The organism is Specibacter sp. NPDC078692 (assembly GCF_040686835.1).
In the GTDB taxonomy this organism is placed as follows: Bacteria; Actinomycetota; Actinomycetes; order Actinomycetales; family Micrococcaceae; genus Specibacter.
The window spans coordinates 1-10,896 of record NZ_JBFBLV010000054.1; the positions used below are offsets into that span (position 1 = coordinate 1).

Annotated in this window: 14 protein-coding genes; 3 read left to right on the forward strand and 11 right to left on the reverse strand. The window is 59.9% G+C overall.

Features of this window, described 5'->3' with window-relative positions:
• Positions 1 to 58: 58 nt before the first annotated feature.
• From AB0O97_RS19820 to AB0O97_RS19850, 7 genes are all read right to left on the reverse strand, one after another.
• Positions 59 to 307, reverse strand: a complete 249-nt coding sequence (locus AB0O97_RS19820) for an alpha/beta fold hydrolase (RefSeq protein ID WP_363884964.1) — start codon at positions 305 to 307, stop codon at positions 59 to 61.
• A 172-nt stretch (positions 308 to 479) separates the two neighbouring features.
• Positions 480 to 791 (reverse strand): transcriptional regulator, encoded by a 312-nt coding sequence (locus tag AB0O97_RS19825; RefSeq protein WP_363884966.1) that lies wholly within the window; start codon positions 789 to 791, stop codon positions 480 to 482.
• Positions 788 to 1,267, reverse strand: a complete 480-nt coding sequence (locus AB0O97_RS19830) for a hypothetical protein (protein WP_363839433.1) — start codon at positions 1,265 to 1,267, stop codon at positions 788 to 790. Before AB0O97_RS19830 ends, AB0O97_RS19825 begins: the two co-directional genes overlap by 4 nt.
• A gap of 87 nt (positions 1,268 to 1,354) precedes the next feature.
• Positions 1,355 to 1,918, reverse strand: coding sequence for a DUF6434 domain-containing protein (locus AB0O97_RS19835; protein ID WP_363839430.1), 564 nt, complete (start codon positions 1,916 to 1,918; stop codon positions 1,355 to 1,357).
• 624 nt (positions 1,919 to 2,542) lie between these two features.
• Complete coding sequence (locus AB0O97_RS19840) at positions 2,543 to 3,217, reverse strand: energy-coupling factor transporter transmembrane component T (RefSeq protein WP_363839427.1); 675 nt, start codon at positions 3,215 to 3,217, stop codon at positions 2,543 to 2,545.
• The gene (locus tag AB0O97_RS19845) at positions 3,217 to 3,885 is read right to left on the reverse strand and encodes an ABC transporter ATP-binding protein (protein WP_363840392.1); all 669 of its coding nucleotides are present in this window, start codon (positions 3,883 to 3,885) and stop codon (positions 3,217 to 3,219) included. Before AB0O97_RS19845 ends, AB0O97_RS19840 begins: the two co-directional genes overlap by 1 nt.
• Positions 3,886 to 3,932: 47 nt before the next feature.
• On the reverse strand, positions 3,933 to 4,571 hold the full coding sequence (locus AB0O97_RS19850) for a biotin transporter BioY (protein WP_363884967.1): 639 nt from the start codon (positions 4,569 to 4,571) through the stop codon (positions 3,933 to 3,935).
• Between the two features lie 141 nt (positions 4,572 to 4,712).
• Here AB0O97_RS19850 and AB0O97_RS19855 point away from each other — a divergent pair, with 141 nt between their 5' ends.
• Entirely contained in the window at positions 4,713 to 6,311 is a 1,599-nt protein-coding gene (locus tag AB0O97_RS19855; protein ID WP_363839422.1) for an ABC-F family ATP-binding cassette domain-containing protein, read from the forward strand.
• 100 nt (positions 6,312 to 6,411) lie between these two features.
• Here the strand turns inward: AB0O97_RS19855 and AB0O97_RS19860 are convergent, their stop codons facing one another.
• Genes AB0O97_RS19860 through AB0O97_RS19875 form a run of 4 tightly spaced genes read right to left on the reverse strand, consistent with a single transcriptional unit; the run spans position 6,412 to position 8,595 of the window.
• The gene (locus AB0O97_RS19860; RefSeq protein ID WP_363839419.1) at positions 6,412 to 6,927 is read right to left on the reverse strand and encodes a YbaK/EbsC family protein; all 516 of its coding nucleotides are present in this window, start codon (positions 6,925 to 6,927) and stop codon (positions 6,412 to 6,414) included.
• Positions 6,927 to 7,820 carry an SURF1 family protein gene (locus AB0O97_RS19865; RefSeq protein WP_363884969.1) on the reverse strand — a complete coding sequence of 298 codons (894 nt, stop codon included), beginning with the start codon at positions 7,818 to 7,820 and terminating at the stop codon, positions 6,927 to 6,929. Before AB0O97_RS19865 ends, AB0O97_RS19860 begins: the two co-directional genes overlap by 1 nt.
• A gap of 3 nt (positions 7,821 to 7,823) precedes the next feature.
• The gene (locus AB0O97_RS19870) at positions 7,824 to 8,093 is read right to left on the reverse strand and encodes a hypothetical protein (RefSeq protein ID WP_363839413.1); all 270 of its coding nucleotides are present in this window, start codon (positions 8,091 to 8,093) and stop codon (positions 7,824 to 7,826) included.
• On the reverse strand, positions 8,080 to 8,595 hold the full coding sequence (locus tag AB0O97_RS19875; protein ID WP_363884971.1) for a DUF3099 domain-containing protein: 516 nt from the start codon (positions 8,593 to 8,595) through the stop codon (positions 8,080 to 8,082). Before AB0O97_RS19875 ends, AB0O97_RS19870 begins: the two co-directional genes overlap by 14 nt.
• Positions 8,596 to 8,787: 192 nt before the next feature.
• Between AB0O97_RS19875 and AB0O97_RS19880 the strand changes: the two genes are divergently transcribed.
• Complete coding sequence (locus tag AB0O97_RS19880) at positions 8,788 to 9,522, forward strand: beta-ketoacyl-ACP reductase (protein ID WP_363884973.1); 735 nt, start codon at positions 8,788 to 8,790, stop codon at positions 9,520 to 9,522.
• A 193-nt stretch (positions 9,523 to 9,715) separates the two neighbouring features.
• Positions 9,716 to 10,456: an SDR family oxidoreductase gene (locus tag AB0O97_RS19885; RefSeq protein ID WP_363884975.1), complete on the forward strand. Its 741-nt coding sequence runs from the start codon at positions 9,716 to 9,718 to the stop codon at positions 10,454 to 10,456.
• Positions 10,457 to 10,896: the final 440 nt, after the last annotated feature.

Below are 10,896 nucleotides of genomic sequence, written 5' to 3' on the forward strand. Positions count from 1 at the left end.
CGGCAGCGAGGCCGGCCCCACCGCTGCCCAAAAACGCCACATCACCAAAAAACGGGATTCAGCCAGCCCCCAAAACGGATCGGTGGATCAAGGCTAAGCTGAGCGCCTCCACCGTTTCGGCGTGTGATCGGTAAGGTTCATCAGCGCTCTGGCCATGTCCAGGAAGATCGGGCACGAGCACGCTGTACTTGGACTCGAGGCTTCTTCGAAGGGAGTTCCACATCCATCCGGCTACTCCGCCGCCGTGCAAAAGAAGCACTGGTGCGCCGACTTCGGGGCCGACTCTACTGACATGCATAGTGTTCATACTCGCACGCAGGTCAACCGCGCCTTGCCACTGACACGTTGAACCGCCCCTAAGCCGGTCCGCTGTGGGGCAGATGGATTGGCCAACGTTACAGCGATTTGCGAGCTGTGGTGCAGTCGGTGGCGCGGACCTTCTGCGGGATGATCAACTCGCAGCGAGAGGCAGGGGCGGCTTATTCAGTGAAGTCTGGGATGTCGGCGCTAGCCGCAAGAGACCTTAGAGCTCTGACATGGGCACGAAAGGCGGCCCGGCCTGCCTTCGTCAAGTTCACCCATGTTCGTGTACGGGTGTCGACGATGCCCTTGCGTAGAGCAATATACCCAGCGTTTTCGAGTACTCGCAGATGCTTACTAAGGGCAGAGTCACTCAGTGCGAGTGAATCACGGATGACGCCAAATTCGATTTCAGCGACTTCAGCCAATATGGAGCACACTCGCAACCGGGCTGGCACGTGAATGATGTCATTGAAGCCGTCGGTCATCATTGTCCGACCCGGATCGCCCGCTCAAGGCGGTTATCCATGAGCGGCCCCATGGCCACGGTTAGTATTAGGCCAGCCGCGGCCGCCACATAGACAACCCAAGCGAACGACGGACCAGCAGTGGACAGGAACCATACTGCTGTGACCGTCAGGATCAACAAGAGGCAAGCATAGATCGCTGCGAGCCCACGGCTCCCTTTGTGGGTGTAGACGTCGAAAACAGCCCGACTCGGTGTTTGTTGTAGCAACGGCAATGTACAGAACAGGACTATGGCAACGGCCAAAGCGGTTGTTCCCAGTACAGTATCGACCTTGGAAAAACCGATCCCGATGATGAAAGCGGCTACTCCGATTCCTTGGATGGGATAGAGCCACCATGGAGATCGTACGTAATTGGCTAGGCGTGAGCGGGCTTCATTTATGGACACTAGCGCCTCTTGTGCTTCTGTGGCGGTGGGACGAACAGGGATTCTTTCCATGGAGGAAACATTAGTCTTTCCTGTAAGGAAAGTCTAGGTTAGTTTTTGTAGTGGAAGGTCAACTGTTAGTTCTGTGGACGAATGGCCCTAGGCTTTGCCACGGGCGTCGATGGGCTGGGTTCGGTAGACACGCCATGCGGTGAGTAATTCGCTCTTTGAGCCCGTGGGGTATTTGCTATGCCACGCTCGAGTGAAACGATTGTATTCATACTGGGCATCAATGGGTTTTTGCTCTTGGCCCCTCGTTTGGTACCAGTGGTTTACCGCGTCAGCGAGAGTTTGGGTGCCATCGGTGGCGAGAAAAAACTCGCGCATTTCAGCGTCAAAATGGAAAGACGCCCCGATCTCTTCACTGAACCACGCGCGCAGAACTTGGCTACATCTCTGTCCCGCCGGGATGGGCGTGCTAGAGGTGAGTGGTTCAGATAGCTGGCGTCTGTTGGGCCGCTTGATGGCTGTGGGTTCAGGGAACTCGCAGCCATCCAGATGCGAAGCAATCCGCTGAGCCAATAACGCTTTTTCTCCCGTTGCGCGAATATGAAGGAGTCGGGCAAACTCCGCAAGCTCATCTTTGAGCCAATACCAGCGCAGCAGCTCTGTCCCCGTAAGTTCGGGTGTCAAAGGCGGGCGTTCGGTTGATGAAGATATCATCTCACTAGATTATCGAAAATATTTTCGAGCTAGCAATATGCGATACGCGATTATGTCCTCCGAGTTGAGCAGTACGCCAGCTGGTGTTCCCACAAGTGTGGTAACCAGCAACACGATATCGATACGCACGGTCTGCCGCTCGCGGAGGTGACCGGATCGAAGGGAGGCAAGCGACCCGACGGCACTGGCTGACTTCAAACGAGTCGTGTCCGTGTCGTGGGACCAGGCTGGGTCAAAGCGTGTCGATCCTGTGGTGATTTCTAGCTGGAACTTTAGCCGGTCCACCACCGGAGGGAGTGTAGAGGACTTCGGAGGATTTCGAAATTGCGTGTTTCTGCAGGCGACACATTATTGGAGACCCTGCCCGCGAAAAAATCCCGGGCCGCGGGCTTTTTATACAGGGCACTAGTTTGGGCTCTTGCAGGAGCCCAAAGGCGGGGCAAGCCTGTGCTCGTGGCATGGTCACGGCTTGATCTACGGGGACAGGGTGGGAATCTACCTGCAGAACCCTGCCCCAAGGGACTTGTGGCGGTTGCCCGTTCAGGGATCAGGCATTCGCGAATGAGGATTTGTATCATCAGTCGCGGAACAAGGTCCTTCACTCCCAAAGCAAGGTGGCCAGCGTCAGGTGGGGGAGTCGCCGTCGTCCTCTGTACTCTCGGGACTGGGATCACCCAGACCGCGTGCGGCCAGGGCCTCACCGGTGGCACGGGCGTACCCAACGGTGGCGATGACCACGGGTAGCGACCGGGCCAGCAAATTACGCTCCAGGCCGCGGGCACGGGCGGCATCCCGAACGTCGGCAAAGGCGCCGATCACAAACGGGATGCTGCGCAGCATCAGGGCAACTGTGAGGGAGAATCGTTCCGGGTCCGCGCCGAAGCGCTCCAGCGGCCGGACCAGTGCGGCCAGCCCATCCAAGAGTTCATCCACAGGAGTGGTGGCGGTCAGAACATTCGAAGCCAGCACCGTGGCCACGATGGCGGCTATGACTTGCCACGCCGTCAAGGGACCATGCTGCCACCATTGATAAGCGGCAATGAGTACCAAGAAGATCAGCATCATCCGCACAGCACGCCACATCCGCTGCCAGGACAAGCCCGCAACAAAGTGTAAGGCTATGACCAGCACTAGGGTAGCCGTGGTGGTGACAGCACCCACCACGACCGAAATCAACGGCGAGGCCAAGCACAGCACGGCAACAGCGAACAAGAGCGCGGCCTTCAGCGCAAGCGGCGCCCGATGGATGAGCGAGGCGCCGGGGACGTACCCGGCCACCATGAAAGCATGACCGCGCACTAGCCCGCCAGCTCCTGGTAAGCCGCAATGGCCTGGTGCGGATCGCCGTCGAACGCGACCTGGCCTTGCTCGATCACCAAGGCACGGTCAAAAGTGGCAGCTAAGGAGAGGTCATGGGTGGACATGATGACTTGCTGGGGCAGGCTCCTGAGGCGTTGCATGAGCTGGCGGGTGTTACGCAGATCCAGCAGCGTGGATGGCTCATCGAGCACCAGAATCTCGGGGTCTACGGCCAAGACGGTGGCAAGCGCTGTTAACTGACGTTCGCCACCGGACAGCTCATAGATACTGCTCTGGGCCAGATGCTCCAGCCCGTAACTGGCCAAAATGGCAAGTGCCTTATTTCGACGCTCCTTTTTACCCAGCTTCTGCCGGCGCAAGGACAACTCGAGGTCCTCCTGCGGAGTGGGCATGACCAGCTGCGAGAGGGGATCGGTGAAGACAAAGCCTACGCTGCGGCGAACGGCTGCAACGTCACCGTGAGTGCTGCGGCCATTGACGGTGACCGTGCCAGTGGTGGGCAGGAGCAGTCCGTTCAGGAGCCGCAACAGGGTGGATTTGCCGGAGCCGTTGGCGCCAATGATGGCGATTCGCTGCTCAGTCAAGGTCAGGGAAACGGGGGCCAAGATTTGCTTTGCTTGCTGTGTGCGGGGATCTGCTGGCGGCACAGTGACGCCAGCCTGGGCGAGCACAATGCCGCGGTTTGAGGAATCAATCACCGCTGGCGGCGCACCAGAAGGTCAGGGAATGCCCGGTGCAGGCTCAATGCGATGATCACGGCAAGAACGTTCTTGATGACGTCACCCGGGAGGTAGATGACATCGGCCAGCATCGCTGTCTGCCAGCTCATGCCCTTCATGACAAAGCCCACAATGCCAAAGGCGTGGATCACTACCGTTCCGGCCATGGCCGCTGCGAACAAAGCCGCGGCACGCCACCGGCTGCGAACAGCCCACGTTGCCAGCAAGCCAATAACCGCCGCACCGAAAATGAAGCCCACAATGTAGCCCGCGGACGGGCTTGCCAGCACGGCCGGCCCAGCACGGAAGCCGCTAAAGATCGGTAGGCCAATGAGCCCCAACAGCACGTAAAGCCCAACTGCGGCTGTGCCGCGGGCAAAACCGAGGACGAGACCGCACATCGCTACGACCAGGGTTTGCAAGGTGATGGCCACACCGAAGGGGCCCACATTGATGCCGGGAACGGCGATTGAGGCGGCCATGAGCGCGGCAAAAACAGCAATGAGTGAAAGGTCCATGGCGCCCCAGCGCTGCCGGCCGCGCACCGGATTAGCTGTGTGCCCAAGTGCTGAAGCGCCCTCAGACTTCTGTGTCTGGCGTGATGTTCGATTCATTCTCAGTACTTTCTTCGTGGGGGGATTCTCGTTGTGCCGGAACGTCGTTAGACTAAGGAGGTTGTCCAACGCCCTTGGCAAGCAATTGTTGCTTGTGGCTGGCGTGTTCGGCACCTACCCATTCTTTGAAAGGTTACTACGTTGATTACGGTCCAAGACCTTGAGTTACGCGCAGGAGCGCGGTTGCTCATGGACGAAGTGTCATTCCGCATCGACAAAGGTGACAAGGTTGGGCTGGTGGGGCGCAACGGTGCCGGCAAGACCACGTTGACTCGTGTCCTCGCCGGCGAAGGTCTGCCAGCCGGTGGCAAGGTCACCCGTTCCGGTGAAATTGGCTACCTCCCGCAGGACCCCCGCACCCCTGACATGGAACAGTTGGCCAAGGATCGGATCCTCTCGGCCCGTGACCTGGACAAGGTCATCACCAAGCTGCGCAAGGCCGAGTCCGACATGGCCAGCGAAGACACCAACATCCGTGACAAGGCCATGCGCCGCTACGATCGCTTGGAGCAGGAGTTCCTGGCAGGCGGCGGTTACGCTGCCGAGGCCGAGGCTGCCGCGATCTCCTCCAACCTTGCACTGCCCGAACGCATCCTGAACCAGCCGTTGAAGACTCTTTCCGGTGGTCAGCGCCGCCGCGTGGAGCTGGCTCGAATCCTCTTTTCCGGTGCCCAGACCATGCTGCTCGATGAGCCCACCAACCACTTGGATGCCGATTCCATCTCTTGGTTGCGTGACTTCCTCAAGAGCCACCAGGGCGGGTTGATTGTGATCAGTCACGATACCGAACTGCTCGAAGCTACCGTCAACAAGGTCTACCACCTTGACGCGAACCGCGCCACGATCGACCAGTACAACCTGGGCTGGAAGAAATACCTGGCCCAGCGTGAAACCGATGAACGCGCCCGACGCCGGGAACGCGCCAACGCGGAAAAGAAGGCTGGCGTCCTGATGGACCAGGCCAACAAGATGCGTGCCAAGGCCACCAAGGCTGTGGCAGCGCAAAACATGGCCAAGCGTGCCGAGCGTCTGCTGGCCGGTTTGGAAGAGGTGCGCGCCCAGGACAAGGTTGCAGCGCTGCGCTTCCCCGATCCTTCGCCATGTGGCAAGACCCCGCTGATGGCTGAGGGCTTGAGCAAGTCCTATGGCTCGCTGGAAATCTTCACCGATGTCAGCCTGGCCATTGACCGCGGTTCCAAGGTGGTCATCCTGGGTCTCAACGGTGCCGGAAAGACCACGCTGCTGCGTATGCTTGCGGGCGTGGCCAAGCCTGACACGGGCGAGATCATTGCCGGTCACGGTCTGAAGGTGGGCTACTACGCTCAGGAGCATGACACCCTGGACGTCACCCGTACCGTTCTGGAAAACATGCGCTCGGCAGCTGGCGACATGAACGACGCCGAGGTTCGTGGCATCCTCGGCTCCTTCCTGTTCTCCGGTGACGATGTCAATAAGCCTGCCGGGGTGCTCTCCGGTGGTGAGAAGACCCGCCTCGCCTTGGCGACGATTGTGGCTTCCAGCGCCAACGTGTTGCTCCTTGATGAGCCCACGAACAACTTGGACCCCGCCAGCCGCGCCGAAATTCTTGGCGCCCTGAAGAACTACACCGGCGCCGTAGTGCTGGTCAGCCACGATGAAGGCGCCGTGGAGGCCCTGGATCCCGAGCGCGTGGTGCTGCTGCCCGATGGCGACGAGGACCTCTGGAACCCGGACTACCTGGACCTGATCACCCTGGCCTAGTTTCACCGCTCCAAAAAGTACGACGGCGGGTGGTTTCCTTGATATTCGAGGGAACCACCCGCCGTCGTTAGTTGGGCGGAGTTGTAGGGAGATTAGGGGACTAGCGCACAGTTGTTTCGCTGGCCCCGGTGGCTTTGAGCAGTTCCTGGTAGCTGATGGACAGCATGGCCTGGTGACTGCCGGCCCCTGCCCACAACACGGGGTGCTGCTGCAGTTCGGTATCCAGGAAGGCGCGCAGCCGCTGGGGGTGCCCCAGGGGAGCCACACCGCCTACCGGTTGGCCGGCATGTTCGAGCACAAAATCTGGGGTGGCACGGGTGATCTTGGGCAGACCGTTCTCACGCGCCACCTTTTTCGTGTCGACTTTGGCGCCCCCGCTGGCAAGGATGAGGAGCGGTTCGCCGCCGCACTCAAAAATCAGGCTGTTCGCGATGGCACCGACGTCGCAACCCAGAGCTGCCGCAGCTGTGGCAGCCGTAGCGACCGAGTCGGGGACTACGATCACTGTGTCGGCCAAGCCCGCTGCCAGCAGTGCCTCACGCACGTTCTCCACGATGGGGTCGAGGGTGGGATCTCCGACGGGATCGCCAGTGGCGTCTCCGGTGGGGTTCCCCATCAGAAGCCTTGGGCGTCGAGGAGGGCGTCTTCGGCTTCCTCGGCTGTTGGCTTGGCACCAGGCTTGCGCACCTTGGTGTGACGGCGTGGGTGGAATGCGGAGCCGCGGCCGTGCAGTTCTTCTACAGGAATGCCTGACTCTTCGGCTTCCATGGCGTCGAAGTCATCGTTGCGGCGTTGCATTCGTGCGGCATAAGCGAAGCCCACAAAGGCCAGGATGCCAAAGGCAATCCACTGCAGTGAATAGCTCAGATGTGAGCCCTCATCAATGGACGGGGCCGGGAAGGGAACCGGGTTGTTGGCGGCGGCAGGTGTTTCAGAGGCCAGCTGACCGTAGGACCCGGTCTTGATGGGGTAGTCAAGTTGCCCGGCATATTCGTTAAGGTCAATGGATGCCAGTTGGCCCTCTGGGGCGCCGCGATTCAGGGTGGGTTCAGCCGGTTTCAGCCGAGCAACGACCTCAACAACGCCTTCCTGCGGCTGGGGGACGACGTCCGGGTGTCCGGCTTCGCGGTTGCCAATAGGTAGCCAGCCTCGGTCGATGATGACGGTGTCACCATTTTCAAGTGTTAGCGGAACCAGTACCTCATAGCCCGGGCCGCCATTCAAGGGGCGGTTGCGAACAACCCGCTGATCCTCGGTTTGGTAGGTGCCCTTGAGCCTGACCTGAGTCCACTCCTTGGCCGGGTCCAACGCGTCAAAGTTGGCTGCTGCGTCGGCGTAATCCACAATGGTGCCGGCATAGTTCTGCTGAATCTTATGGATATTTTCCACCACGGCATTGCGACGGTTCATCTGCCAATTGCCCAGCGCCACACAGGCGAGGGCAAAGACCAAGGCCATGGCGAAATAGCCCAGCCACCTGCTTGAAAACAGAAATTTGTACGTCTTCATGAACTAGACGGAATCCTTCGGGCTCAACGGGCTGGTGGAAAGAGGCAGAGTCTCTTTCCACAGTGAACGGCTCTGGAGGTAATCCTCAAGCCAGGCTGTGTGCTCGGTGCAGGCCAACCATATTTTGCGTCGTTCGGGGGTGTGGATCTTGGGATTGTTCCAGAGCAGCTGTGTGGTGGCGTGTTCGCGGCAGCCCTTTCGGGAACAGATCGGAGTCTCCGGAACGGGTGATTGCTCGGGCCCGTCCGCGCCCAAAAGATCAAAGATGTTCATGGTGCGGCTCCTGCTGGTTACTCTGCTCAACGGTTTCTTGAGAGGCGGCGTCCTGAGAGGCATCATCCTGAGGAGAGAGGTCGTCCTCATCTTCGTCGGGGACGATCTCCCCGGTGAGGATTTCATCGGTGGGGGAGACGTCGTCGTCCGTGGGGTACTGCCCGCCGGTCACCGCATAGAGGGGGGCTTCATCGAGCAGCTCCACGGTTTCCTGATGGATGGTGTCCGCACCGCCATTGGCGATCATGACGGCGACCCAGGGCAGCACGACGGCGCCCACCACGGGAATGATCTTGAACCAGCCGTCGACCACAAAGATCAGTGCCAAACAGACCATGCGGATGCCCATGGTCAAGGCGTACTGCCGCATTCTGTGGCGCATGTCCTCGCTATGGGGGATTGCGGCGTTGGTTATGGCTTGAACGGTGGGTTCCGGCGTGCCGGTTAGGTACTTGCTGCGCCGGTTTGCACCGGACATGGGCGTAGCTGATTGCTCTTTCATCACACTCCAAGGGACGCATTCATTCTCTCACCGCAGCACTGCACAACCAAAAGCCAACTGGGAGCCGCGGCGGCTTTCACGTAGGATTCGTTAACTAAAGTGACAGTCCCGGTGCGGTGTGGGCATTGGCCCGCCAATTTTTCCCGCCCGGGTACGTAAGTTGCTTCACGAAAAAACTTCCAGGAGGAATACATGAGTGCATCGGTCGGCGCCGAAAAGCAGGCCCGTAGTGTTTTGGTCACAGGTGGCAACAGGGGTATTGGCCTGGCCATCGCCAAGGCATTTTTGGCCAATGGCGACAAGGTCGCCGTGACTTTCCGAAGCACTGCCGAATTGCCCGAAGGCATCTTGGGAGTTCAAGCTGATGTGACCGACGCGGCCTCCATCGATGCCGCGTTCACCGAAGTTGAGGCGGCCCATGGTCCCGTTGAGGTACTGGTGGCGAACGCCGGAATCACGAAGGACACTCTGTTGCTGCGCATGAGCGAGGACGATTTCACCTCCGTCGTGGACACCAACCTCACCGGCGCTTTCCGGGTCATCAAGCGGGCCTCCAAGGGCATGATCCGCATGCGCAAGGGCCGCGTGGTGCTGATTTCCTCCGTGGTGGGCCTCTACGGTTCCCCCGGCCAGATCAACTACGCCGCCTCCAAGGCAGGTTTGGTGGGCATCGCCCGCTCACTGACCCGTGAATTGGGCTCACGCGGCATCACCGCCAACGTTGTGGCTCCGGGGTTCATCAGCACCGACATGACCGCCGCCCTTCCCGAGGACACTCAGAAGCAGTACCTCTCCACCATCCCGGCCGGGCGCTTTGCCTCGGCTGAGGAAGTGGCCAATGTGGTTCGCTGGGTTTCCAGCGACGAGGCCGCCTACATCTCCGGAGCGGTCATCCCCGTTGACGGCGGATTGGGCATGGGCCACTAAAGTTCGACGGCGGTGTGCCCGGGCCTGTGTGCCTAGCCGCCGTAGTCCGGCGCCTCCAGGACGTACCGCAGTACTCGGTGGTACGTCCAGGCGCCGCTAGGATTCGATGTAAGACCGCCTGCGCGGGGTGACGGAATTGTCATCGCTACGTGTGGGAAATCAATAAGATTCAATGAGATGTGAAGGATTTTTTATGGGAAAGCTTGACGGAAAGACAGCCATTGTTACCGGCTCCTCTCGAGGCGTTGGCGCAGATGTAGCCAAGTTCTTGGCTGCCGAAGGCGCAGCAGTGGTAGTCAACTACCGCCAGAAGGCACCCCGTGCCAACAAGGTGGTGGCTCAGATTGTGGAGGCCGGTGGCCGCGCCGTGGCTGTGGGCGCAGATTTGACCACTCAGGAGGGCGTGCAGGCTCTGGTCAGTGCCGCCCTGGAGAACTTCGGCTCACTGGATTTGGTCGTCCTGAACGCTTCCGGTGGTATGGAAAGCGGCATGGCTGAGAACTACGCCCTGCAGCTCAACCGTGACGCCCAGGTCAACCTGCTCAACGCCGCCATGCCGGTGCTGCCCGCCGGTTCCCGCGTAGTGTTTGTCACCAGCCACCAGGCGCACTTTATTGAAACCGTGCCCACCATGCCCGAGTACGAGCCGGTAGCCAAGAGCAAGCGTGCAGGTGAAGACGCACTGCGCGCACTGATCCCCAACCTTGCCGCAGAAGATATCTCCTTGGTTGTTGTCTCGGGTGACATGATTGAAGGCACCGTGACGGCCACACTGCTGGATCGCGCCAACCCCGGTGCCATCGAGGCCCGCCGGGCCGAGGCTGGCAAGCTGTACTCCGTGGCTGAATTTGCCGCTGAGATTGCCAAGATGGCATCGGCCGAGGTGCCCTCCGGACACACCGAATACGTGGGTGGCGCCGACTACTTCAAGTAGGCCGCACCCCACCGTTTCTGGCAGTTTCTGGCAGCCACTCAATTCTGCCAGCCATCCCGTTCGGACTTCAGCGCCCTTTCAACACAGTCCGTTCAACAGCTTCAAGACCAACGGCTTCCTTGGATTGGAACCTATAGGACTGAATCCACTGCTCGAGAGGTCTGAATCCGAGCCGTGGATCGTGATTCCGCAAATGGTGTGGCGGCGGTGCTGTTTGTGCAAGGTGGCTATCCATTTAGTGGACCCTGGTCTGCACGTCATAGTTTGGACAGGCATTTCGACGTTGCGTATGGACTTGAGAGGTTGGACGGCCAGGAACGCACGGGTGCCCGCCCGGATCGGCACGACTATCGCAAAAGGGACGGCGCTTGCGGGAAAAGACGGCATTAGACGGCCGTCTTGGCAGGGATGTGTGGCCTGGTTGAAGGCGCCTGATTGTA